We start from the raw sequence: 21,857 nt of genomic DNA on the forward strand, positions 1-21,857 counted from the left end.
CAGAGTCTTTTCCCCCAGAATCTGCTAACACCCCCCTCATGACCGCACCCGACGCGACCTCCCCCGCCGCCGCTCCTGCGACCTCCTGGCGCGATAGTCTTGCCGTTTACCTGCAGCCGCGGGTGCTGATCGTGCTGTTCCTCGGCTTCTCCTCCGGCCTGCCGCTGGCATTGTCGGGCTCGACGCTGCTGGTGTGGATGCGCGAGGCCGGGGTCGACCTCAAGACCATCGGGCTGTTCGCGCTGGTCGGCACGCCCTACACGCTGAAATTCCTCTGGGCACCGCTGGTGGACGCGCTGCATGTGCCGCTGTTCACCCGCGCGTTCGGGCGGCGGCGCGGCTGGCTGCTGTTCTCGCAGCTCTTGCTGATCGTCGCGATCCTGCTGCTGGCCATGACCGACCCCGCGCGATCGCCGTTCTACGTCGCGCTGGGCGCGCTGCTGGTGGCGACGACATCGTCGACGCAGGACATCGTGGTCGACGCCTTCCGCGTCGAGAGCCTGCCGGAGAGCGAGCAGGCCGCCGGCATGGCGGCTTATGTCGCCGCCTACCGGATCGGCATGCTGGTCTCGACCGCGGGCGCGCTGTTCATCGTCTCGGGCTTCGAGGGCACCGGCATTCCGCGGCAATCGGCCTGGATGTGGGGCTATGTGGTGATGGCGGCGATGGTGCTGATCGGCACGATCACGGCGCTGGCCGCGACCGAGCCCGGGCAATCGGAGCGGGCTGAAGCCGCGACGAAAACGGAGACTGCGTTTGCGCGCGTGCTGCACGCGGCGATCGGGGCTTTCTCGGAGTTCCTGTCGAGGAAAGACGCGCTCGCCGCGCTGTCTTTTGTCGTGCTGTTCAAGTTCACCGACGCTTTCTCCGGCACCATGACCGCGCCGTTCGTGATCGACCTCGGCTTCACCCGCAACGACTATGCAGCCATCGTGAAGGGCGTCGGCCTCGCCGCGACCCTGATCGGCGGATTTGCCGGCGGCTTCGTCGCGCGGCGCTATCCGCTTGCGGCATCGCTCTGGATCGGCGGCGTGGTGCAGGCGCTGGCCAATCTGACCTTCTCCTGGCTCGCCATCGTCGGCACCAATCAATGGGCGCTGGCGCTCGCCATCTGCGCCGAGAATTTCACCAGCGCCATCGGCACCGTGATCTTCGTCGCCTATCTCTCGGCGCTGTGTCAGAACCCGCTGCACACGGCGACGCAATATGCGCTGCTCACCGCGCTCGCGGCGGTGGGGCGGACCTATCTCTCGTCGGGTGCCGGATTCGTGGCGGCTGCGACCGGCTGGCCGCTGTTCTTCGTGATCTGCGTGCTGGTGGCGATCCCGAGCCTGATTCTGCTGGCCTGGCTGCAGAGGCGCGGGCATTTCGAGGCGCTGGGGCCGGTGAGGGTGTAGCCACCACTCGCTGTCATGCCTCGCGAAGGCGGGGCATCCAGTACTCCGAGACGATTGTGATTGACCGAGAGGCTGCGGCATACTGGATCGCCCGCCCCTGTGCGCAATTGCGCACTAGGCGGGCGATGACACCGGGATCGAAGAGAACACGCCGCCTATTGCTTCCTGATGATGCTCCACTTCGTGATCACGGCTTCGCTCATCTGGCCGGCATCGCTGGCGCAGGCGATCTCGTCGACCTTCACGGAGATTTCCTTGCCGACGAACGATTTCAGCTGCGTGGCCTGCGCGTCGCTGGAGGTGACGAGCTGGAAGGTCTCCGGCCCGGTCTCCAGATTGCACAGCCCGTTCGGCGCCGGCAGGCGGCGCGGCTCGGAGGTGATCTGGTACATCGCGATCCGCTTGCCCGCCTTCTTGACGTCGCGCACCTTCATCGCGTTCAGCTCGCCCGACAGCACGTCGCCGGTATTGATCGGCTTGCCGGGCTTGGACGGCGGCGGCGTGTCGTCACCCTGCTGCGCGGCGATGGCCGGGGTCACCAGCATCGCCATCGTCGCGACCAATGCCAATCGTGTGGCGAAGAGTTTCGTCATGTCGGCCGTTCCGTGAGATCTATGGGATGGCTAGAACAGGGTCCGCTGCCGCATCGCTGCCGATAGCGTACCTTCATCGAGATAATCAAGCTCGCCGCCGACGGGAACCCCGTGGGCGAGCCGCGTCACCTTCACATTGGCGTCCTGAAGCAGGTCGGTGATGTAATGCGCCGTGGTCTGGCCGTCGACCGTCGCATTCAGCGCCAGGATGATTTCGTGGACCTCGGCCGCATGCGCGCGCGCAACCAGCGCGTCGATGGTCAGATCCTGCGGGCCGACGCCGTCGAGCGGCGACAATGTCGCGCCCAGCACATGATAGCGCCCTTGGGTCGCGTTGGCCCGTTCCAGCGCCCAGAGGTCGGCGACGTCGGCGACGACGACGATGATGGATGGATCGCGCTTCGGATCGGTGCAGACCGTGCAGGGATTCTGCGTGTCGATGTTGCCGCAGGTCTTGCAGACCTCGACCTTGTCGAGCGCGACCTGCAGGGCCGAGGACAGCGGCATCATCAGCGCTTCGCGCTTCTTGATCAGATGCAGCGCCGCGCGCCGCGCCGAGCGCGGACCGAGGCCCGGCAGCCGCGCGAGCAGTTGGACCAGCCGCTCGATTTCAGGACCTGCAACAGCGCCCATATTATTGGCCGAACAGCCCCGGCGGCAGGCCGAGCCCACCGGTGAGAGCCTGCATCTTCTCCTGCATCGCAGCCTCCGCCCTGCGGCGCGCATCGCCCATGGCGGTGACGAGCAGGTCTTCCAGCACCTCGCGCTCTTCCGGCTTCATCAGCGAGGGATCGATCTTGACTGCCTTGACGTCCATCTTCGCGGTCATGCGCACGGCAACGAGGCCGCCGCCGGAGATGCCCTCGACTTCCACGTTGGCGAGCTGCTCCTGCATCTCCTGCATCTTGGATTGCAGCTGCGCCGCCTGCTTCATCATGCCGAGAAAATCAGCCATCGGTGTCTGTCCTTGAAAAGGTCGGCTCAGAGATCTTCGTCGGCGTCGGAACCGTCGGGCGGATCATCACTGCCATAGTCGGTGTTTATATTGGTTTCCGGCGTCTCCGGGGCAAGCCTGCGGACCTCGACGACCTTCGCGCCGGGGAAACGCGACAGCACCTCCTGCACGCGCGGATCGGCCTCAGCGGTACGCGCATGCTCCTGCTTGGCAGCCTGGTTCACCGAGCGCAGCGTCGGCTGGCCCTGCTCGTTCGACACGATGATGGTCCAGCGCCGGCCGGTCCACTGCTCGAACTTCTTTGCGAGCTCGGAGATCATGGTCTTGGAGGCGTTGGGCTCGAGCGCGACCTCCAGCCGGCCCTCCTCGAAACGAACGAGGCGCATGTCGCCTTCGAGCGCGCCCTTGGTCATGAGGTCGCGCTTCTGGCCCGCGAGCGCAACGAGCTGGGTGAAACTCGTGATGCGCAGTTGCGGCGCGGCGCCTTGCGGATCCGGGGCGGGCGCGGCCATCTGCGGCCGGGCGCCACCGCCGAAAGCCGATGGCGATGATGTCGGCATGCGAACAGGCGCGGCAGAAACCGGCGCTGCGGAGGCCATCGGCGCGGCCGGCGCGCTGCTGCGCGCAGCACTGCCGCCGCTCACGACCGGCGAGCCGCCGCCGTTCTGCTCCAGCATCCTGATGGCTTCGTCGGGTGTCGGAAGGTCGGCGACATAGGCGATGCGCACCAGCACCATCTCCGCGGCGGCGGCGGGACGCGTCGCGGCCTGCACCTCGGCGATGCCCTTGAGCAGCATCTGCCACATCCGCGACAGCACGCGCATCGAGATCTTCGCGGCGAACTCCTTGGCGCGCACGCGCTCGGTCTCGCCATAGGCGACGTTGTCGGCGGTCGCCGGCACGATCTTCACGCGGGTGACGAAATTGACGAATTCGGCGAGGTCCGAGAGCACGACGATGGGATCGGCGCCGACATCGTACTGATCACGGAACTCCTTGAAAGCAGCCGCGATGTCGCCGCGTGCCAGCGACGCGAAGAGGTCGATGACGCGGGTGCGGTCGGCAAGGCCCAGCATCTGCCTGACCGCATCGGCCTTCACGGTGCCTGCCGCATGCGCGATCGCCTGGTCGAGCAGCGACAGCGAATCGCGCACCGAACCCTCGGCGGCGCGCGCGATGATGCCGAGCGCTTCCGGCTCGATCTCGACGTTTTCCTTGGTGGCGATATTGGCAAGGTGCTTCATCAGCACGTCGGCCTCGACGCGGCGCAGGTCGAAACGCTGGCAGCGCGACAGCACCGTGACCGGAACCTTGCGGATCTCGGTCGTCGCGAACACGAATTTGGCGTGCTCCGGCGGCTCCTCCAGCGTCTTCAGGAAGGCGTTGAACGCCGCCGTCGACAGCATGTGGACTTCGTCGATGATGTAGACCTTGTAGCGGGCGCTGGCCGGCGCGTAGCGCACGCTGTCGTTGATCTGGCGGACGTCGTCGACGCCGGTGTGCGAGGCCGCGTCCATCTCCAGCACGTCCATGTGCCGGCTTTCCATGATCGCCTGGCAATGCACGCCCAGCGTCGGCATGTGGATGGTCGGCCCCTTCACCGAACCATCCGGCATCTCGTAGTTGAGTGCGCGGGCCAGGATGCGCGCGGTGGTGGTCTTGCCGACGCCACGGACGCCGGTGAGGATCCAGGCCTGCGGAATGCGCCCGGTTTCGAACGCATTGGAAACGGTGCGGACCACGGCCTCCTGGCCGATCAGATCGTCGAAGCTGGAGGGGCGGTATTTGCGCGCCAGCACCCGGTACGGCGCGTTGCCGGCCAGGCCGGCGCTATCGGGGTTGGGAGGGGCGCCAGCGTCGGTCATCAGTCGATCCGCAATGAAATGTCTCGTGGCCGGCTTTTGCGGAAAGGAGCGCGCTGGCGGCTGGTGCCGCCGGCGCTGGTTCGCTCGAAAAACAGGTAGGAGACTGACGAGCGACCCGATCCGGACCTCGTTAGGGCTGCTTCCTTCCGGACCTGACCCGGTTGGCGAGTGGCTCGTCCACCGCCAATCTCCCGGTCTCTATTTGGGGCCAAAGGAGCCGGAAAGCAAGCGGGTATCGCCCGGATCAGGTTGCTCCTGCCCAGCATCCGGGCAATTGCCGGCCTGCCCAGCCGATAGGCTGTGCTTTCGCCGATGGGACCGCCTTGCTAAGAACGCTGACGGAACCCGTCCAACCAGAAGAGCAGTGATCCCAATGGTTACACGTCGTGATGTTGCATCGATTGTCGGACTTGGCGCGATGACCGCGGCTGCGCTGGCCGCGCCCGCCGTGGCCCAGACCGCCGAGCCGAACGAATCGACCTTCGCCCGCATCCGCCGGACCAAGAAGATGCGGATCGGCGCGGTCGGCGGCGGCGCGCCCTATTACATGAAGGATCTGTCCAGCGGCCAGTGGAAGGGCTTCTACATCGACATTGCCAAGGGGCTCGCCGACGACATGGAGGCCGAGCTCGAGATCACCGAGACCACCTGGGGTAATTCGGTGCTGGATCTGCAGGCCAACAAGATCGACATCTTCTTCGGCCTCAACCCGACCCCGAAGCGCGCGCTGGTGATCGACTTCTCGGTGCCGGTCTTCAACAACGCCTTCGCCATCCTCTGCAAGAAGGACTTCAAGCCGAAGAGCTGGGCCGAGTTGAACTCGCCCGACATCAAGATCGCCGTCGACCAGGGCTCCTCGCACGACCAGGTTGTCAGCCGCCTGACGCCGAAGGCGCAGATCACGCGGCTGAAGACCGCCGACGACGCCACCGCCGCGCTGCAGACCGGCCGCGTCGACGCGCAGTGCCTGATCACGATGCTGTCGCTGACCGTGCTGAAGAAGAACCCCTCGCTCGGCCAGCTCGTGCTGCCGACCCCGATCTTTGCGACGACGTCCAATGCCGGCTTCCGCCGCGAGGCCGACAAGACCTGGCGCGACTACGTCAACACCTGGATCGACTTCAACAAGGGCCTCGGCTTCATCCGCAACGCGATCATCACCAACATGGAGCTGGTGGGCGTGACGGAAGCGGACATTCCGCCGGGCGTTTCGTTGTAAGTTTCACCCGTCATTCCGGGGCTCGCGAAGCGAGAACCCGGAATCTCGCGCTACAATCTCTGGATTCCGGGTTCGCGACTTCGTCGCGCCCCGGAATGACGGTGCAAACGGAACCCACGATTGAGTTAATCACGCATGTATCAGTGGGACTTCGGCATCCTCTGGAGCTATCGCTGGCTCTTTCTCAACGGGCTTGGCGTCACCGTCGGCTTTACCGTGGTGATCGTCGTGCTCGGCCTGGTGTTCGGCCTGTTCGGCGCGTTCGGCAGCCTGTCACGCTTCAAGCCCGTGCGCCTTCTCGCCCTCACCTTCATCGAAGCGTTCCGTTGCACGCCGCTCCTGGTGCAGCTGATCTGGTTCTATTATGCGCTGCCGATCCTCGCCGGCGTCGAGATGACGCCGATCACGGCCTCGGCGCTGGCGCTCTCGCTCTATGGCGGCTCGTTCTATTCGGAGATCATTCGCGGCGGCATCATCTCGATCGACAAAGGCCAGTCGGAAGCCGGTGCCGCGCTCGGCATGACGCCGGGACAGAGCATGCGGCGCATCGTGCTGCCGCAGGCGATCAAGCGCATGATCCCGGCGCTGATGAATCAGTCGATCATCCAGTTCAAGAACACCTCGCTGGTCTCGGTGCTGGCGGTGCCCGACCTCGTCTACCAGAGCCAGGTCGCCGCCCATGACAGCTACCGGCCGCTGGAGACCTACACCGCGGTCGCAGTCGCCTATGCGGCGATCCTGATCCCGCTCACCATCCTGGTCCGCCGCGGCGAGAAGCGACTGGCGGTGAGCGAATGAGCGAGACGCAAAAGATAGAGATCCGAGCCTTACGCAAGAGCTTCGGCAGCAACGAGGTCCTGAAGAACATCAATCTCGACGTCGCCAAGGGCGGCGTCGTCGCGCTGATCGGACCGTCGGGGTCAGGCAAATCGACGCTGCTTCGCTGCATCAATCTGCTGGTCGTACCCGACGGCGGCAGCGTCCGCGTCGGCGACACGCGCTTTGCCTTCGGCGACGGCGCAGAACTCCCGGACGTGAAGACGCTGGCAAAATTCCGCGCCACCACCGGCATGGTGTTCCAGCACTTCAACCTGTTTCCGCACATGACGACGCTGCAGAACGTGATGGAAGGGCCGGTCACGGTGCGGCGCATGGCCAAGGCCGATGCCGAGAAGCTTGCGCGGGCGCAGCTCGCCAAGGTCGGCCTTGCGGAGAAGGCGGACCAATATCCGGCGACGCTCTCGGGCGGCCAGAAGCAGCGCGTCGCGATCGCACGCGCGCTCGCCATGGAGCCTGACGTCATGCTGTTTGATGAGGCGACCTCGGCGCTCGATCCGGAGCTCGTCGGCGAGGTGCTGAACGTGATCCAGCAGCTCGCGTCCGAAGGCATGACCATGGTGATCGTCACCCACGAGATCGCCTTCGCTCGCGAGGTTGCCGACCGCCTGATCTTCATGCGCGACGGAATCGTCGTCGAGGAAGGCCCGGCGCGGCAGGTGATCGACAACCCAAGGGAAGCGGCAACGCGCGCCTTCCTCAGCCATTTCCATCGCACCGGCGCATTGCCGCCGGTCAATGCAGCATCCTGATGTCTGATATCAATCGCGTCTATCTCGTCACCGGCGCCGCCAGCGGCATCGGCCGTGCCACCGCAAAACTGCTCGCCGCGTCCGGCACCGGGCTGCTGCTGCACACGCGCTCCAACGCGGAAGGTCTCGACACGACCGCAACGGAAGCCGAAGCGAAGGGCGCTGCCGTCGCCAAATGCCTCGGCGATCTCGCCGAAGCAACAGCAACCACCGACGCCGTCGCGGCCACGCAAGCTGCATTCGGCCGGCTCGATGGATTGGTTCTCGTCGGCGGCCATGCCCGGCGCGGTAGTGCGATTGGCACGCCAGCGGATGAGTTCCGCAGGGCCATGGACGAATCGGCGCTGGCCTTCACGCGGCTGGTCGATGCCGCGCTGCCGCTGCTGCGCGCGGGGCAAGACGCGCGCATCGTGGCGGTATCGTCCTTTGTCGCGCATGCGATACGACCTGATTTCGCGCCGTTCGCTGCGACCGCCGCGAGCCGCGCCGCGTTGGAAGCGCTGGTGCGCCTCACCGCGATCGAGCTCGCGGGCGACGGCATCACCGTCAACGCGGTGGCGCCGGGCCTCATCGTCAAGGACAGACCGAGCGAGAACCGGCTGTCGCCCGATCAGATCGCGGCCACCGAAGCGCTGATCCCGATGCGCCGCCGCGGCCGTCCGGAGGAAGTCGCAGAAATCATCGCCTTCCTGGCATCACCGAAGGCGTCCTACGTCACCGGCCAGGTCTGGCACGTCAATGGAGGCCTGACATGAGCGAAGCAACCGTCGAGCGCATCAGGCTGTTCCTGATCGAGAGCCCGATCAAGATGGCCCGCCTGCAGGGCGTCGGCAACGTCAAGGGCACCGTGAAACGGGTGCTGATCGAGCTGACCTCGAGCGACGGCGTGGTCGGCTGGGGCGAGGCGGCGCCGTGGGAGGTCTTCACGGGAACACCTGAGGCCGCGTTCTCCGCGCTCGACATCTATTTGCGGCCCATCGTTCTGGGCAAACCGGTTCGCCGCATCCGCGCGCTGATGGCGGAGCTCGACCGCGCGCTGGTCGGACACGCGGAAGCAAAAGTCGCGGTAGAGATGGCGCTGCTCGACATCGTCGGCAAATCATCGGGGCTGTCGGTCGCCGATTTGCTCGGCGGCCGCGTGCGCGACACCATTCCCCTCTCCTTCTCGATCGCCGATCCGGATTTCGCTGCGGACCTCGAGCGCATGCGGAAAATGGTTCCTGACGGCAATTTCATCTACAAGGTCAAGACCGGCGTGAAATCGCATCGCGAGGACCTCGATCATCTCGAGACGATCCGCAAGGAATTCGGTGACAAGGTGGACTTGCGCGTCGACTACAACCAGGCGCTGACACCGTTCGGCGCAATAAAAATCCTGCGCGATGTCGAGGCGTTCGCCCCGACCTTCATCGAGCAGCCGGTGCCGCGCAAATATCTCGACGTGATGGCGCAGCTCACCGCCGCGCTGGAGACGCCCGTACTCGCCGACGAAAGCTGTTTCGATCGCCGCGACATGATGGAGGTGGTACGCCGCGAGGCGGCCGACGCCGTCTCGATCAAGCTGATGAAGGCCGGCGGCCTGTTCGAGGCGCAGGCGATCATGGCGATTGCCGACATCGCCGGCCTGCCCGGCTATGGCGGCACGCTGTGGGAGGGCGGCATCGGGCTGGCCGCCGGCACGCAGCTGATCGCGGCGACGCCGGGCATTTCGCTCGGCTGCGAGTTCTACATGCCGCATCATGTGCTGACCGAGGACGTGCTGGAAGAGCGCATCGCCAATCGCGGCGGCCATGTCGTGGCGCCCGACGGCCCCGGCCTCGGCATCCGCGTCAGCGAAGCCTCGGTTCGTGCTAACGCAAGGGTGCTGGCGGAGGCGTGAGCCGCCGGTCGCGCGACGAACCCAGCTGTCGTCCCGGGTCTGCGCTGACGCTTGTCCGGGACGACGATCGTGTATGCGTGAGCAGCGGAGCCGCCAACCTTCCCCTTGCCAACTCCCTATCGTATGCTCGTGCCCAACAAGCCCGATCCCATCGGGCATTCGGAAACACCTATGTCTGATCCCGCCTGGTCGCTGCACTCCCGCCTGAAAGAGGACACCATCGACATCGGCGACTTGCCGCTGTCGAAGGTGCTCGTCATCAAGGACGCGCATTATCCCTGGTTGCTGCTGGTGCCGCGGCGCCCCGATGCGGTCGAGATCATCGATCTCGACGAGGTGCAGCAGGCGCAGCTGATGACCGAGATCTCCCGCGTCTCGCGCGCGCTGAAGGAGATCACCAAATGCGACAAGCTCAATGTCGCCGCGCTCGGCAACCTCGTGCCGCAGCTTCACGTTCACATCATCGCGCGCCGCACCAGCGACGCCGCCTGGCCGCGGCCGGTCTGGGGCGTGATGCCGCCCTTGGCGCACGACGCCGCAGAAGTTCAGAGTTTCATCAGCGCGCTTCGCCGCAAGATCTGGTTGGGTTGAAGGAATATAATGTCAGCATTCGACGCCTTTCCGCTGGGACAGCCCGCCTTCGTCACCAACATCCTCGATCGCGCCGCGCATCTGCGCCGCGACGACGAGAAGCTGTTCGCGATGGAGCAGAAGCCGACTTCGCGCGCCTATGTCGTTTATCGCGACTCGCTGCTGGTCAAGCGCGAGGGCGACAAGATTCGCGCGCTGCTCTCGATCGACGAGGCCCTGAAGTGCGGCGCCAATCCCGGCACCATCTTTCTCGGCCTGCGTGACGGCGCCGCGGTGTTCGGCATGGGCCTGGCGCAGGCCGCCGCCGAGAAGCTGGTGGGGCGTGAGGACTACACCGTGACCGAGCTGCGTGGCATGGCGATGCAGGGCGCGATCCCGCCCGAGGAGCTCTCGGCGATCGCGATGGCGAAATCGATGGTGAGCTGGCACCAGCGTCACGGCTATTGCGCCAATTGCGGCGCCCGCAGCGCGATGAAGGAAGGCGGCTGGAAGCGCGATTGTCCGGCGTGCAAGGCCGAGCACTTTCCGCGCACCGATCCGGTCGTGATCATGCACGTTGCCTCCGGCGACAAGTGCCTGCTCGGCCGCCAGAAGCAGTTTCCCCCCGGCATGTATTCCTGCCTCGCCGGCTTCGTCGAGGCCGCCGAGACCATCGAGGACGCGGTGCGCCGCGAGATCCTGGAGGAATCCGGCATTCGCTGCACCGACGTGCAGTATTACATGACGCAGCCCTGGCCCTATCCGTCGTCGCTGATGATCGGCTGCAGCGCGCGGGCCGTGAGCGAGGACATCGTCGTCGACCGCATGGAGCTGGAGGACGCGCGCTGGTTCACGCGCGAGGAGGCCGCCCTGATGCTGACGCGGACGCATCCAGACGGGCTCGCCGGCCCGCATCCCTTCGCCATCGCCCACCACCTGCTCGGCCGCTGGGTCCACGACAAGAGCTGACCGCCGATGGCGCTACCGAAGGCCGCGCCGCGCATCCTTTGCATCGGCATTCCCGTGCGCGACCTCACATTTCGGGTCGAGGCCGTGCCCGCGCGCGGCAGCAAGGCCAACGCCACGCATCTCGCCGAGATCTGCGGCGGCAATGCGCTCAATGCCGCCATCGCGATCGCGCGACTTGGCGGCCGCGCCGCGTTCACCGGACCGATGGGCGATGCGCGCGAGATGTCGAGCGGCTTTATCCTCGATCGCATGACCGCCGAAGGCATCGAGACCAGCCATATCGTGCGCATGCCCGATGTGAGCACGCCCGTATCTGCGATCATCATCGACGCGACAGGTGAGCGGACGCTGACGATTTATCGCGATCCCGCGCTGTGGACGGTCAAGCTGCCCGATGACGACACGCTGCTCGACGACTGCCGGGCTGTCCTGGTCGAGAGCCGCTGTGCGGAGTTCGCGATCTCCCTCTGCACCGAAGCACGCCGGCGCGGCATTCCCGTCATCGTCGGCGTCGACCGCGCGATGTCGTTGCAGGACGGCCTGCTGACCGCCGCCTCGCACCTGCTGTTCGCCAGCGAACAGGTGCAGGAGACGGCCGGTATCGCTGATGACGGCGAGGCCTTGAGGCGCCTCGCGCAGCTGACGCCGGCCTTCCTCGCCGCAACCCGCGGCCCGCGCGGCACGATCTGGCTGAACGAGACAGGCGAACTGGAGGAGATCCCGGCCTTCCCGGTCGAGGCGGTCGATACGCTCGGCGCGGGCGACGTCTTCCATGGCGCCTTCGCGCTTCGCCTCGCCGAGGGCGCGGAGGTCCGGGAGGCGCTGCGATTCGCCGCGGCCGCCGCAGCGCTGAAATGCACCCGCCATGGCGGTGGCCAAGCCGCCCCACAACGCGTTGAAGTTGAAGAGCTTTTGCACAACTGACCCTGGAGCAATCCACTGTTGCGCCGAGATTATGGGCTTGCTGTGGAAGGATTTTCTCTATATCAGGGAAATCAGCCCTTGAAATGGAACAACGTTCTTCAAATGACTGATGTCGCCGTCCAGATCCCCGAGACCAGCCGCCGCCTCGATGCCATCGATCGCAAAATCCTGATGGTACTCCAGGAGGATGCCTCCCTCTCCGTCGCTGAGATCGGCGACCGCGTCGGCCTGTCCTCGACCCCCTGCTGGAAGCGTATCCAGCGGCTGGAGGCCGACGGCGTGATCATCAAGCGGGTTGCCCTGGTTGACCAGAACAAGATCGGGCTCGGCATCTCCGTGTTCGTGTCGGTCGAGAGCTCCGACCATTCCGACGCCTGGCTGAAAAGGTTCGCCGAAGCCGTCAGCGCCATGCCCGAGGTGATGGAGTTCTATCGCATGGCCGGCGACGTCGATTACATGCTGCGCGTCGTGGTCGCGGACATGCAGGCCTATGACGTGTTCTACAAGAAGCTGATCAGCGCCGTGCCGCTGAAGAACGTCACCTCGCGCTTCGCGATGGAGAAGATCAAGTCGGTGACGGCGCTGCCGATCCCGGCGGTGGTGGCGGCCTGAGTCTCACGCCGGCCGAAATACCGGCAGCGCGACGTTGACGCGGGTGCCTCCGCCCGGGGCCGCTGCGATCTCGATCGTTCCGCCATGGGCCTCGACCAGGCTGCGCACCACCGCGAGGCCGAGGCCCGCGCCGCCGGTCGCGCGATTGCGCGACTTCTCCAGCCGATGGAACGGCTCCAGCACGGTCTGGCGTTGATCGGCGGGAATGCCGGGCCCTTCATCGTCGATCGACACGAGGAAGGCACCGTCCTTCGTCGCGGTTCGCACATGCGCAGCGTGGCCATAGGCGAGCGCATTGTCGATGATGTTGGCGAAGATCCGCCGCAGCGCCAGCCGGTCGCCGAGCACGACGGCATTCCGGGCGCGCTCGTCCGTCACCAGGGCGACCGGTTTGCCCTGAACGCGCCGGTCGTGCACCTCGACGCCGATCAGCGCAGCGAGCTCGACCATTTCCTGTGACAGGCCGCCGGCGCCGGCCCGCGTCGACAGCAGCGCATCGTCCAGCAGCCGGATCATGTCGTCGATGTCGGCGACCGCCCGTTGTCGCTCGGTATCGTCGGCGATGTGCTCGACCCGTAGCCGCAGCCGGGTAGCGAACGTCCTGACGTCATGGGCGATGCCCCCGACCAGCGTCATGCGTGCACGCAACATCTCGGCGAGGCGGCCTTGCAGGCGGTTGAACGCGGCGATGACGGCACGGATTTCCGGCGCGCTGCGGCGGGCGTCCGGCAGCGTCGGAGGATCGGCCGACAGATCGACCCGATCGACCGCCGCGGCGAGCTGCGCCAGCGGTCGCGTCTCGCGCTGCATGACGATCAGCGCCAGCAGCGCCACGATCGAGCCGAACAGGCCGGCGCCAAAGCCGACGGGCAGGCCGAACGGGGTCACCGGCAGGCGGGTATAGGCATCGATGATGAGAAGATCGCCGCCGCGCAGTCCGATGCGGAATTCGACGGCATTGGCCATCAGCCGTGCGAGACGGGGAAACAGACGGCTGGCGCGATGATCGGGCGGAGATACGATCTCCACCGCGCGGCCCGCAAGGCCGGCCGCATAGGTCTCGCGCAACTGTGCCTGCTGCGGCGGCGTCTCGCCGGCAACCGGCGCGCCCGACGGCACGATCCGCGCCATGAATTGCGGCGACGACACCGCATCGAGAACGGCCTGCCGCGCGTCGCCGGACATGCGCTCGAGCAGCGTTGCCAGCGCATCGAGCCGCGCCGGCGAAGGCCGCGTCAGCTCGTTTTCGTGCACCGTGGTTCGATAGAAGACCGCCAGGACGACGGTGACCACAACCGTGAATCCGACCAGTCCGATCAGAGCCAGCCGGGCGGCGAGCGTCACGCGCAGCATCATGACACCTGCTTCACGTTCGCGGTGAAGAGATAGCCGCCATTGCGCACCGTTGTGATCAGGTTGGAGCCGGGACTGGCGCCGTCGAGCTTCTTGCGCAGCCGCGAAATCAGCATGTCCACGGTGCGGTCGAACGGTTCGGCCGAACGTCCACGCGTCCAGTCGAGGATCTGGTCGCGGGTCAGCACCCGGCGCGGGCGCTGCACGAAGCAGCCGAGCAGATCGAACTCCGCACTGGTCAATTGCAGCGCCGCGATCGGGTCCTCGACGGTCTCGACGCTGCGCGAATCAAGATCGATGACGAAGCGGTCGAACGCAAAGCGCCGAAGCAGAGGCTTTACCGGTACCCCGCCGGCACGACGGAGGATGGCACGGACGCGCGCCAGCAGCTCGCGCGGCCCGAACGGTTTCGTCAGATAATCATCGGCGCCCATTTCGAGACCGACGACACGATCGATCTCGTCGCTCTTGGCGGTGAGCATCAGGATCGGAAGCGAATCGTCCGCCCGCAAGCGACGACAGATCGAAAGTCCGTCCTCGCCCGGCAGCATCAGATCGAGGATGACGAGGTCGGGCCGCAGGCGCTGGAGCATCGAGTCCATCGCCTTGCCGTCGGCGACGCAGGCGATCTCGAACCCCTCGCGCCGCATGAAGTCGGCGACGAGGCGGCTGATCTCCGGGTCGTCCTCCACCATGAGAATCGTGGCTGCTTGCGTGTTCATGACCGCATTGTGAGCAACGGCCGGCGTCAAGCAAGGGCGCGGGCCCTCTTGTTACATAGTGTTACACGAGGCCGACAAAGCCATAACAATCGTTTCGTGTCGGCAATGCGCCGCAGACGCGGCCCGACCAGTCTCTTCCCGTGGCTCCGCTTACGGCAGCCCCCACAAGGAGACGACGACCATGACCAAGTTCTTCCTGACCTCACTCGTCATCGGCACCCTCTCGGTTGCCGCGGCAGCCGATGCCAATGCCTGGACGCGGTCGGCGACGGCGAGCGGGCCGCGCGGCACCTCGAGCGTCACCGTGAGCGGCAGCTGCGCCAATGGCAGCTGCACGCGCAGCGCCACACGCACCGGTCCTGCCGGGAACACCTACACCCGCACCGGCACGGTCTCGCGCTGAGCGGGCGGACCGTCGCCGCATCTACCCCGGGGCAGCGACGGTCCATCGAAACAGACCAGAAAGGATCAGCACCATGACATCTATCGTCCGTGCCCTGCCGCAAGCTGCGGCCATCGTCGTCCTCGGCGCCTCGACCTCCGCATGGGCCCAGAGCCAGCTGCAAACGCAGATCACGCCGCAGATGCGCAACGAAGCGCGTACCGTCATGCAGGCCTGCCGTCCCGATTATGAGGGCCTTTGCAGCAACGTCGCGCCGGGTGGCGGACGCATCCTGGCCTGCTTGCAATCCCATGCCGGCCAGCTCACCTCGTCCTGCGCACAGGCGCTGCCTCGCGCGCAGGCGCTACGGGACGGCGCCGTCCGCGCCGGCGTCGCCCCGAAATAGGAGGACGTCGTGGCCTATGCTTCTCTCCTGCTCGATCCGACGATTCGGCGCGCGATCCTGGCAACCGCTATCGGCCTGATGCTGCTCGAATATGGCATCGGCCGGCTCGCACACCACGACACCCACGACTGGCGCGAGAGCGTCGCCTCGTTCGGCGTCGCGCTGGGACAGAACCTGCTCCGTGCGATCGAGGCCGGTATTCTCGCCGTGCCGTTCGCCTTCCTGTACGAACACCGGCTGTTCGACTTCGAGCAGACCGCTCCGCTTGCGCTCGCAGGATTATTCATGGGCAGCGAGTTTCTGTACTATTGGCAGCACCGCGCCTCGCATCGGATTCGCTGGATGTGGGCGACCCATGCGGTGCATCACTCGACGACGCGACTGAACCTGACGGCGGCGATCCGGCTCGGCTGGACCGGCAACATCTCGGGCAATTTCCTGTTCTTCCTGCCGCTGGCTCTGATCGGCTTTCACCCGCTCGCGATCGTGGCGATGCTCGGGATCAACCTGCTCTATCAGTTCTTCATCCACAGCGGCTTCGCGCCGAAGCTCGGCGTGCTCGAATGGGTGCTCAACACGCCGAGCCATCATCGCGTACATCATGCCTGCAACGAGCCGTGTCTCGACAGGAACTACGGCGGCATCCTGATCGTGTCCGACCGCCTGTTCGGCACCTTTGCCGAGCGTCCCACGGATCAGCCGCTCCGTTTCGGCCTGGTCGGCGGCACCCCGTCCTTCAACCCGATCCGGATCGCGCTGGGCGAATGGATCGCAATGCTGGGCGACGCCTGGAAAACGCGCGGCGCAAGCGCGAAGCTGCGCGCCCTGTTCGGGCCGCCGGGAGGCTGAGCGCGAACGATCAGATCTTCTGATTGTACTCGCCGACTTCGGGATGGGTGCGCAGCACGCTGTTCACCATCTCGAACATGTCGTGCATGCGCTGTTCGGAGACCGGGCTCTCGACCACCACGACGAGCTCGGGCTTGTTGGAGGAGGCGCGGACCAGGCCCCAGCTGCCGTCCTCGACCGTGACGCGTACGCCGTTGACGGTGACGAGATCGCGGATCGACTGTCCGCCGATCTTGGCGCCCTTGGCCTGCAGACCTTCGAAGTGCTTCACCACCTGGTCGATGACGCCGTATTTGGTCTCGTCGGCGCAATGCGGCGACATGGTCGGCGACGACCAGGTCTTTGGCAGCGCATCCTTCAGATCCGCCATCGACTTGCCGGGGGCGCGGTCGAGCATGTCGCAGATCGCGATCGCCGACACGAGGCCGTCGTCATAGCCGCGGCCATAGGGCTTGTTGAAGAAGAAATGGCCGGACTTCTCGAAGCCCGCGAGCGCGCCGGTCTCGTTGGTGCGGCGCTTCATGTAGGAATGGCCGGTCTTCCAATAGTCGGTCTTGGCGCCCTGCTTCTGCAGCACGGGATCGGTGACGAACAGGCCGGTCGACTTCACGTCGACGATGAAATGCGCGTCCTTGTGGATCGCCGACATGTCGCGCGCCAGCATGACGCCGACCTTGTCGGCGAAGATCTCCTCGCCGGTGTTGTCGACGACGCCGCAGCGGTCACCGTCACCGTCGAAGCCGAGGCCGACATCGGCCTTGTGATGCAGCACCGCATCGCGGATCGCGTGCAGCATCTCCATGTCTTCCGGATTCGGGTTGTATTTCGGGAAGGTGTGATCGAGCTCGGTGTCGAGCGGGATCACCTCGCAGCCGATCGCCTCCAGCACCTGCGGCGCGAACGCGCCCGCTGTGCCGTTGCCGCAGGCCGCGACGACCTTGAGCTTGCGCTTCAACTTGGGACGGGAGGTGAGATCGGCGATGTAGCGCGCCGGATAATTCTCGTGGAATTGGTAGGAGCCGCCCGCCTTGTTCTTGAATTCGGCATTGAGCACGATTTCCTTCAGCCGCGTCATCTCGTCGGGGCCGAAGGTCAGCGGACGGTTGGCGCCCATCTTCACGCCGGTCCAGCCGTTGTCGTTGTGCGAGGCCGTGACCATTGCAACGGCGGGCACATCGAGATTGAACTGCGCGAAATAGGCCATCGGCGTCACCGCGAGCCCGATGTCGTGCACCTTGCAGCCCGCGGCCATCAGGCCGGAGATCAGCGCGTATTTGATCGAGGCCGAATAGCCGCGGAAATCGTGGCCGGTGACGATCTCCTGTTTGACGCCGAGTTCGGCGATCAACGCGCCCAGCCCCATGCCGAGCGCCTGCACACCCATCAGGTTGATTTCCTTCTGGAACAACCAGCGCGCGTCGTATTCACGAAAGCCCGTCGGCTTCACCATCGGCTCGGATTCGAAGGCGTAGGTGTTGGGCAACAATACGGATTTCGGCTTCGGGAACATTGAGACGGTCTCGTGAATGGGGGCGGGAATTGAGGCAGCCTTAGCGAATGCCGGGCCGCGGCGGAAGGCGGGAATGCAGGCTTATGGCCGATAATTGCGGCAGTTTGGTAACGAAGAAACGTTACCGCGAAGGCGACACCAAATGTATGACCGGAATGGGCTAACTCTGCAGCCGTGCTATCTCCTCTTCGACGACTGCCTTGAGGGCTGGCAGAGCCTACTGAACAGTCTCCCACACAAGATGTGCTGCAACATCTTCATAGTTGTGGCGATAGACATTGCCTGCCGCCGCCATCTGTCTCCATGCGATCGCTGGGTGCCTTTCTTTCAGCTTCTCCGGCAGACGGCGAGAGGCTTCTGAAATGATCTCCAGACAGCGCGTTACAGCATAGACCGCCCGCAGGTCCGCCGCGAATGCCTGGCGATCTGCCGTGCCGGCGAACTCGGCTGCCAAATCGATGTGATGCAAGATGTCCCGCAGGGTCCCGTCGATCCGATTAGAAGGCATAGACAGCATCGGCCGTCGCGGCAGGAGCAACGTATGATTTCAGACCGTCGCGATTGACGACGTCAACCGGGCCATCAAACAGATTGGAGATGTATTCCTTGAGCTCGACGTAGTCGAAGACAGTGATCCGCGCGTCTGGATCGATCTCGACCATGATGTCGATATCGCTGCCGGGATGATTGTCACCCCTCGCGACCGAACCGAACAACGCGGCATGCAAAACGCCCCGCTCGCGAAGGGCGTGCTCGGACTGTCGCAGGATGGTAATCGGGTCGGGCCTGTCCATGGGCGGAATATAGCACCCAAACTGGCCTTAAGGGAGGCCTCCCCGGCCCAGAGCCAGTCTATTGCTCCAGCACCATCTGGCCGTTGGCATACTCGAAGCGCTTCAGGCGGGACAGAAAGGAGAGGCCGAGCAGGTTCTCCGACAGCGCCGCGTCGGGCAGCACCATGGCATCGACGTCGCGCACGATGAGGCCGCCGACATCGAGCATGGCGATGCGGGTGCGCGCGGCCTTGATGGTGCCGTTGGCCGTGGAGACGGTGGCGTTGTACTCGCTGCGCGAGGGACGAAGACCAAAGCGGGCCGCCGAGGTCTCATTCAGCGCAACCACGGAGGCGCCGGTGTCGACCATGAATCCGATGCGCTGCCCCTCGATCCGGCCCTCGGTCTGGAAATGACCGCGGCCGTCGCGGGAAATGGCGAGGCTGCGGCCGCCGGCCGGCGCGGTCGACGCAACTGCGACCGTGGTGCGCGGCGCCGACGTGGCGGACGCCGAGCTCATCTTGTCCGCCATCTGCGCCATGAAGGTGCCGAGGCCGATCATGACGGCCGCGAAGATCATAATGTTACGCATTACACCACTTCCGAGCCGAAAGCCCGATTTCACCACGCGAGGCGTCCGTCCGCGAGCGGAGCCGCAGCCGGAGCGCTGCTATTTTGACGAAAAGGATGAGCGGAGGGTTAATGGGCCGGCGTGTTTCTCACGTCCCGCGCGGCTTCGCCCGGCGGGTTGGCACTGCGCTGGCCGGATCGTCCGGCCAGGGATGGCGCGGGTAGCGGCCGCGCAGGTCGGAGCGCACGGCACTGTAGCTGCCACGCCAGAAGCCCGGGAGATCACGCGTCACCTGCACCGGGCGCTGGGCCGGCGACAGCAGTTCCAGCACCAGCGGCACCTTGCCGGCCGCGATCGAGGGGTGGGTGTTGAGGCCGAACAATTCCTGCAGCCGCACCGCGATCGTTGGCCCCTGCTCCGCCTCGTAGTCGATCGCGAGCACGCTTCCGGTGGGCGCCTCGAAATGCGTCGGCGCCTCGCGGTCGAGCCGCGCGCGCATCTCCCAGGGCAAGAGCGCCATCAGCGCGTCGGAGAGATCGCCGGGGGAAATGTCCTTCAGCGCGATCTTGTCGTAGAGCGCGGGCACCAGCCAGTCGTCACGCCGCGCGATCAGCCCTTCGTCCGACAGGTCGGGCCAGTTGTCGCCCTCGGCCTTGCGCAAGAACATCACGCGGTCGCGCCATTGCTTGGCGGCCTTCGACCAGGGCAGCCGGTCGAGACCAGCGGCGATCAATCCATCGGCGAGGATGCGCGCGGTGTCCTCCGATGGAGAGACCGCGAGCGTGGCTTCCGACAGCGTGATCGCATGCAACACGCGCTTGCGCCGCGCGCGCAACGCCATCGCGCCGCGATCGAAGGAAATCTCGTCGGCGCTCTCGATATGCTCGGCGAAATGCCGCTCGATCTCGCCCTCCGTGATTTGCGCGGCGAGCAGGATGCGGCCGCTGGCCGCCGTGCCCGTCATTTCGCCGATCGCGATATAGGGCGCGCGGGCGAGCGAGGAGGTCTGCTCGACGGCCGCACCACGGCCATTGGCGAGCACGAAGCTGCCATTGCCGCGATTGCGTGCGACGCGATCCGGGAACGCATAAGCGAGCATCAGGCCGGTCGAAAGATCCTCCTGCGACCCCGCTTTCTCCGACGCCGCCACTTGCGAGGCCCAGCGCCGCGCCAGGTCGCGCGCGCTTGAAGCGCGCTGTGAGCGATCGCGGCGGAACTGGTCGCGCCGATGCTCGAGGTCGACGCTGTCGCCGCCAAGCCCGCGCTCGGTGATGATGGCGGCGATCTCCGCGGCGGCTTCGCCCTCGCCGGCGCGATGCGAATCCACGATCATGCGCGCCAGCCGCGGCGGCAGCGCCAGCGCGCGCAGGCTTCTTCCCTCCGCGGTGATGCGGCCGTCGCCATCGAGCGCGTTGAGCTCGGAGAGCAGGCTCTTGGCTTCCTTCCAGGCCGGCGCCGGCGGCGGGTCGAGGAATGACAGCGCGGCGGGATCGGCGACGCCCCATTGCGCGAGATCGAGCACCAGCGAGGACAGGTCGGCGCTCAAAATTTCCGGCTGGGTGTAGGGCGCGAGCGACGCGGTCTGCGGCTCGTCCCAGAGCCGGTAGCAGACACCGGGCTCGGTGCGGCCGGCGCGGCCGCGGCGCTGGTCCACCGCCGCACGGGAGGCACGCACGGTCTCGAGCCGCGTCAGGCCGATGTCGGGCTCGTAGCGCGGCACGCGGGCCAGCCCGGAATCGACCACGATGCGCACGCCTTCGATCGTCAGCGAGGTCTCCGCGATCGAGGTCGCCAGCACCACTTTTCGCGTGCCCTTGGGTGCCGGCGCGATGGCGCGGTCCTGCACGGCGGCATCGAGCGCGCCGAACAGCGGCACGATCTCGATCGATGCATCCTGTACGCGCTCGCCGAGAAAATTCTGGGTGCGGCGGATTTCAGCGGCGCCCGGCAGGAAGGCCAGCACGGAGCCGCTGTCGGCGCGCAGCGCGGACGCGATCGCATCGGCCATCTGCCGCTCGATCGGTGCATCCGCCTTGCGGCCGAGATAGCGGGTGTCGACCGGGAAGGCGCGGCCCTCGCTTTCGACGACGGGTGCCTCGCCGAGCAGCTTTGCGACGCGCGCGCCGTCGAGCGTCGCCGACATCACGAGGATGCGCAGATCCTCGCGCAGGCCGGTCTGCGCATCACGGGCCAGCGCGAGGCCCAAATCGGCATCGAGCGAGCGCTCGTGAAATTCGTCGAACAGGATGGCGGCAATGCCTGACAGTTCGGGATCGTCGAGGATCTGGCGGGTGAAGATGCCCTCGGTCACCACCTCGATGCGCGTCGCGCGCGAGATCTTGGAGCCGAAGCGGACACGGTAGCCGACGGTCTCACCAGCGCGCTCGCCCAGCGATTTGGCCATGCGGTCGGCGCTGGCACGCGCCGCGATACGGCGCGGCTCCAGCACGATGATTTTCTTGCCCTTAGCCCAGGGGGCATCGAGCAGGGCGAGCGGCACGCGCGTGGTCTTGCCGGCGCCGGGCGGCGCCACGAGCACGGCGGCGTTATTGGCCTCCAGCGTGCGCGAGAGCTCGTCGAGCACGGCATCGATCGGGAGGGGCGTGTCGAAATTGCGGGGCAAATATCTATCCGGTCGTCATGCCCGGCCTTGTGCCGGGCATCCACGTCCTGGACTAGAAAACAGACGTGGATGGCCGGGGCAAGCCCGGCCATGACG

General features: G+C 66.0%; 24 protein-coding genes and 1 other RNA gene. 13 read left to right on the forward strand and 12 right to left on the reverse strand.

Features of this window, described 5'->3' with window-relative positions; all coding sequences use genetic code 11:
• Nucleotides 1–38 precede the first annotated feature (38 nt).
• The gene (locus XH83_RS33165; protein WP_194404769.1) at nucleotides 39–1,397 is read left to right on the forward strand and encodes an MFS transporter; all 1,359 of its coding nucleotides are present in this window, start codon (nucleotides 39–41) and stop codon (nucleotides 1,395–1,397) included.
• Nucleotides 1,398–1,552: 155 nt separating this feature from the next.
• Here the strand turns inward: XH83_RS33165 and XH83_RS33170 are convergent, their stop codons facing one another.
• The 5 genes from XH83_RS33170 to ffs form a co-directional block, all read right to left on the reverse strand.
• On the reverse strand, nucleotides 1,553–1,990 hold the full coding sequence (locus XH83_RS33170; protein ID WP_194404770.1) for a hypothetical protein: 438 nt from the start codon (nucleotides 1,988–1,990) through the stop codon (nucleotides 1,553–1,555).
• A 30-nt stretch (nucleotides 1,991–2,020) separates the two neighbouring features.
• Nucleotides 2,021–2,623 (reverse strand): recombination mediator RecR, encoded by a 603-nt coding sequence (recR, locus tag XH83_RS33175; protein WP_194404771.1) that lies wholly within the window; start codon nucleotides 2,621–2,623, stop codon nucleotides 2,021–2,023.
• A 1-nt stretch (nucleotide 2,624) separates the two neighbouring features.
• Nucleotides 2,625–2,945: a YbaB/EbfC family nucleoid-associated protein gene (locus XH83_RS33180; protein WP_194404772.1), complete on the reverse strand. Its 321-nt coding sequence runs from the start codon at nucleotides 2,943–2,945 to the stop codon at nucleotides 2,625–2,627.
• A gap of 26 nt (nucleotides 2,946–2,971) precedes the next feature.
• Nucleotides 2,972–4,810, reverse strand: coding sequence for a DNA polymerase III subunit gamma/tau (locus tag XH83_RS33185; protein WP_194404773.1), 1,839 nt, complete (start codon nucleotides 4,808–4,810; stop codon nucleotides 2,972–2,974).
• 95 nt (nucleotides 4,811–4,905) lie between these two features.
• Nucleotides 4,906–5,002, reverse strand: an RNA gene (ffs, locus tag XH83_RS33190) — signal recognition particle sRNA small type.
• 181 nt (nucleotides 5,003–5,183) lie between these two features.
• Here ffs and XH83_RS33195 point away from each other — a divergent pair.
• From XH83_RS33195 to XH83_RS33235, 9 genes are all read left to right on the forward strand, one after another.
• Nucleotides 5,184–6,029 (forward strand): transporter substrate-binding domain-containing protein, encoded by an 846-nt coding sequence (locus tag XH83_RS33195; protein WP_194404774.1) that lies wholly within the window; start codon nucleotides 5,184–5,186, stop codon nucleotides 6,027–6,029.
• Nucleotides 6,030–6,164: 135 nt separating this feature from the next.
• Complete coding sequence (locus XH83_RS33200) at nucleotides 6,165–6,827, forward strand: amino acid ABC transporter permease (RefSeq protein ID WP_194404775.1); 663 nt, start codon at nucleotides 6,165–6,167, stop codon at nucleotides 6,825–6,827.
• Nucleotides 6,824–7,618, forward strand: a complete 795-nt coding sequence (locus XH83_RS33205) for an amino acid ABC transporter ATP-binding protein (protein WP_194404776.1) — start codon at nucleotides 6,824–6,826, stop codon at nucleotides 7,616–7,618. The genes XH83_RS33200 and XH83_RS33205 overlap by 4 nt, the downstream gene beginning before the upstream one ends.
• Nucleotides 7,618–8,373: an SDR family NAD(P)-dependent oxidoreductase gene (locus XH83_RS33210; RefSeq protein WP_194404777.1), complete on the forward strand. Its 756-nt coding sequence runs from the start codon at nucleotides 7,618–7,620 to the stop codon at nucleotides 8,371–8,373. The genes XH83_RS33205 and XH83_RS33210 overlap by 1 nt, the downstream gene beginning before the upstream one ends.
• On the forward strand, nucleotides 8,370–9,497 hold the full coding sequence (locus tag XH83_RS33215) for a muconate cycloisomerase family protein (RefSeq protein WP_194404778.1): 1,128 nt from the start codon (nucleotides 8,370–8,372) through the stop codon (nucleotides 9,495–9,497). The genes XH83_RS33210 and XH83_RS33215 overlap by 4 nt, the downstream gene beginning before the upstream one ends.
• A gap of 171 nt (nucleotides 9,498–9,668) precedes the next feature.
• Nucleotides 9,669–10,088 carry an HIT domain-containing protein gene (locus XH83_RS33220; RefSeq protein ID WP_194404779.1) on the forward strand — a complete coding sequence of 140 codons (420 nt, stop codon included), beginning with the start codon at nucleotides 9,669–9,671 and terminating at the stop codon, nucleotides 10,086–10,088.
• Between the two features lie 9 nt (nucleotides 10,089–10,097).
• A complete protein-coding gene (nudC, locus tag XH83_RS33225) occupies nucleotides 10,098–11,036 on the forward strand; it encodes an NAD(+) diphosphatase (protein ID WP_194404780.1) in 939 nt (312 codons plus the stop codon).
• Nucleotides 11,037–11,042: 6 nt separating this feature from the next.
• Nucleotides 11,043–11,960 (forward strand): sugar kinase, encoded by a 918-nt coding sequence (locus XH83_RS33230; protein ID WP_194404781.1) that lies wholly within the window; start codon nucleotides 11,043–11,045, stop codon nucleotides 11,958–11,960.
• Nucleotides 11,961–12,062: 102 nt separating this feature from the next.
• A complete protein-coding gene (locus XH83_RS33235) occupies nucleotides 12,063–12,572 on the forward strand; it encodes an Lrp/AsnC family transcriptional regulator (protein ID WP_025032510.1) in 510 nt (169 codons plus the stop codon).
• A gap of 3 nt (nucleotides 12,573–12,575) precedes the next feature.
• Here the strand turns inward: XH83_RS33235 and XH83_RS33240 are convergent, their stop codons facing one another.
• Entirely contained in the window at nucleotides 12,576–13,928 is a 1,353-nt protein-coding gene (locus XH83_RS33240) for a cell wall metabolism sensor histidine kinase WalK (protein ID WP_246776370.1), read from the reverse strand.
• The gene (locus XH83_RS33245) at nucleotides 13,925–14,647 is read right to left on the reverse strand and encodes a response regulator (protein ID WP_194404782.1); all 723 of its coding nucleotides are present in this window, start codon (nucleotides 14,645–14,647) and stop codon (nucleotides 13,925–13,927) included. Before XH83_RS33245 ends, XH83_RS33240 begins: the two co-directional genes overlap by 4 nt.
• Nucleotides 14,648–14,828: 181 nt before the next feature.
• Between XH83_RS33245 and XH83_RS33250 the strand changes: the two genes are divergently transcribed.
• The 3 genes from XH83_RS33250 (at nucleotide 14,829) to XH83_RS33260 (ending at nucleotide 16,284) form a co-directional block, all read left to right on the forward strand.
• On the forward strand, nucleotides 14,829–15,050 hold the full coding sequence (locus XH83_RS33250; RefSeq protein ID WP_194404783.1) for a hypothetical protein: 222 nt from the start codon (nucleotides 14,829–14,831) through the stop codon (nucleotides 15,048–15,050).
• Between the two features lie 73 nt (nucleotides 15,051–15,123).
• Nucleotides 15,124–15,435: a cysteine rich repeat-containing protein gene (locus XH83_RS33255; RefSeq protein ID WP_246776371.1), complete on the forward strand. Its 312-nt coding sequence runs from the start codon at nucleotides 15,124–15,126 to the stop codon at nucleotides 15,433–15,435.
• Nucleotides 15,436–15,444: 9 nt separating this feature from the next.
• A complete protein-coding gene (locus XH83_RS33260; RefSeq protein WP_194404784.1) occupies nucleotides 15,445–16,284 on the forward strand; it encodes a sterol desaturase family protein in 840 nt (279 codons plus the stop codon).
• Between the two features lie 10 nt (nucleotides 16,285–16,294).
• Here the strand turns inward: XH83_RS33260 and XH83_RS33265 are convergent, their stop codons facing one another.
• The 5 genes from XH83_RS33265 to hrpB form a co-directional block, all read right to left on the reverse strand.
• The gene (locus XH83_RS33265) at nucleotides 16,295–17,794 is read right to left on the reverse strand and encodes a phosphomannomutase/phosphoglucomutase (RefSeq protein WP_194404785.1); all 1,500 of its coding nucleotides are present in this window, start codon (nucleotides 17,792–17,794) and stop codon (nucleotides 16,295–16,297) included.
• A 217-nt stretch (nucleotides 17,795–18,011) separates the two neighbouring features.
• Nucleotides 18,012–18,311, reverse strand: a complete 300-nt coding sequence (locus tag XH83_RS33270; protein WP_246776372.1) for a DUF86 domain-containing protein — start codon at nucleotides 18,309–18,311, stop codon at nucleotides 18,012–18,014.
• Nucleotides 18,292–18,588, reverse strand: a complete 297-nt coding sequence (locus XH83_RS33275) for a nucleotidyltransferase family protein (RefSeq protein WP_194404786.1) — start codon at nucleotides 18,586–18,588, stop codon at nucleotides 18,292–18,294. The genes XH83_RS33270 and XH83_RS33275 overlap by 20 nt, the downstream gene beginning before the upstream one ends.
• Before the next feature lie 58 nt (nucleotides 18,589–18,646).
• Nucleotides 18,647–19,159 carry a TIGR02281 family clan AA aspartic protease gene (locus XH83_RS33280; protein ID WP_194404787.1) on the reverse strand — a complete coding sequence of 171 codons (513 nt, stop codon included), beginning with the start codon at nucleotides 19,157–19,159 and terminating at the stop codon, nucleotides 18,647–18,649.
• A 127-nt stretch (nucleotides 19,160–19,286) separates the two neighbouring features.
• Nucleotides 19,287–21,761 carry an ATP-dependent helicase HrpB gene (gene hrpB / locus XH83_RS33285; protein ID WP_194404788.1) on the reverse strand — a complete coding sequence of 825 codons (2,475 nt, stop codon included), beginning with the start codon at nucleotides 21,759–21,761 and terminating at the stop codon, nucleotides 19,287–19,289.
• Nucleotides 21,762–21,857 lie beyond the last annotated feature (96 nt).

It is taken from the genome of Bradyrhizobium sp. CCBAU 53351, assembly GCF_015291745.1.
In the GTDB taxonomy this organism is placed as follows: Bacteria; Pseudomonadota; Alphaproteobacteria; order Rhizobiales; family Xanthobacteraceae; genus Bradyrhizobium.